The organism is Borrelia persica No12 (assembly GCF_000500045.1).
In the GTDB taxonomy this organism is placed as follows: Bacteria; Spirochaetota; Spirochaetia; order Borreliales; family Borreliaceae; genus Borrelia; species Borrelia persica.
The window spans coordinates 1-1,287 of the sequence record NZ_AYOT01000217.1 but is presented as its reverse complement, the minus strand read 5'-3'; the positions used below and the strand labels follow the sequence as shown (position 1 = coordinate 1,287).

Below are 1,287 nucleotides of genomic sequence, written 5' to 3'. Positions count from 1 at the left end.
ATTCATAAGCTCTCCTTTTATTTTTCATAAAAAAATAATTTCTCCTTTAATGCGTCAAGTTCTGTTTGGCTTAACGTATTACTTACTTCCAATTCTTTATATTTACGCGTTAATTCTATAAGTTTAATGTCTCGATCATACTTCTCTTCTTCTGTTAAGATATATAATGAATTAAACCTAATGTCTAAGTGATAATATTTATTTAGTTTGCTATTACAAGTAACTTCTAACTTCTCTTGTACACTCTTTAAAAAGTCATAATAATTACTTCGATCTCCTTTACCATCACTCCCCAATCCCTTTACCTGCTCATTAAAACTTCTTGTTAATGGTTCTTTTGTATCTGCTCCTATCTTCGCTTTAACTAATTCTAAGGCTTCTTTTAGATAGCTCATATCATACTTAATTACTTCTAATGATGATGTTGTTGAAGAACTATAAAATAAGCCGTCATTATTAAGATTGTATTTAAGTTGTTCAAGTTCATGCCTTAATTTAACATTCAATTCTCCAAGTTCAGATGCATTAGAATTGTCTTCTTCTGTAAATGAAAAGAAATTCAAAAAATTTGTAAGGCCTCCTCTCTTATTCTCCTTTACTGATGTAACTGCAGATGATAAAACATCTTGTAAGTTTGCTAACGAATCATCTTTGTAAAACAAAAAGTTATGCGTCTCTATTCTTTTACCTATCTCTTCATATATCTTCTCTAGTAAGTACACATTAAGCAAAAAACTTTCCGTATAACATGGTGTATATGAATGCAATATATAGTCATAATTTTCATATATGATTAATCTGCTTTTATGTATCTTAATTTGTTCAAGTCCATGAATGGATTCTTCTTTACTTCCTTTTCTGCAATAATAAGTAATATAACTAGAATCAATTCCAGTATCATATACCCTGTCATAGTCTAAATACATAAATCCAGTAGGGAATTCTTGATTAACTTCTACATTTAAATTGTTAAGTTCATCCGCTGTCTTTACTAAAATATACCCAACTCCATTAAATCTGTAGCTAATAATACACTGCAATAATGATGCTTTAAGCTCTATTTTTAGATTGTCTAATTCTTCTTCTAGTGATGTAACAGAAGAAGATGTACTTTGTAAACTAATCCCATTCTTTAATACATCTTCTGCTACATTATCTATATAATTTCTGAAAAATATTGAGTACTTGTATAATTCTCTTGAATTAATTTTAAAATTTAATTTCATCTTAAATAATATCTCACCTTATAACATATATAAATATAAAGCATATTTTAGTTTTTGCTAA

At 27.7% G+C, this 1,287-nt stretch carries 1 protein-coding gene; it reads right to left on the bottom strand.

From position 1 onward, the window contains the following. Positions 1-17: 17 nt before the first annotated feature. Positions 18-1,226, bottom strand: coding sequence for an anti-CBASS protein Acb1 family protein (locus U881_RS0107605; protein WP_024653839.1), 1,209 nt, complete (start codon positions 1,224-1,226; stop codon positions 18-20). Positions 1,227-1,287: the final 61 nt, after the last annotated feature.

Bases quoted from the DNA above. Each gene is read 5' to 3' on its own strand.
- U881_RS0107605 (WP_024653839.1), bottom strand. From the start codon at position 1,226: ATGAAATTAAATTTTAAAATTAATTCAAGAGAATTATACAAGTACTCA.